This is a genomic window from Paenibacillus agri (assembly GCF_013359945.1).
Classification (GTDB): Bacteria; Bacillota; Bacilli; order Paenibacillales; family Paenibacillaceae; genus Paenibacillus_AQ; species Paenibacillus_AQ agri.
Map to the genome: position 1 here is coordinate 1 of NZ_JABWCS010000008.1, position 229 is coordinate 229.

General features: G+C 55.5%; 1 rRNA gene. It reads right to left on the bottom strand.

From position 1 onward, the window contains the following. A 23S ribosomal RNA gene (locus HPT30_RS00030) occupies positions 1–229 on the bottom strand; the annotation flags it as partial.

Consider the following 229-nt stretch of genomic DNA (forward strand, 5'->3'; position numbering starts at 1 on the left):
CTACCCCCACCTCATCCCCGCACTTTTCAACGTACGTGGGTTCGGGCCTCCAGTGCGTGTTACCGCACCTTCACCCTGGACAGGGGTAGATCACACGGTTTCGGGTCTACGTCCACATACTCATTCGCCCTATTCAGACTCGCTTTCGCTGCGGCTCCGTCTTCTCGACTTAACCTTGCATGTTAAACGTAACTCGCCGGTTCATTCTACAAAAGGCACGCCATCACCC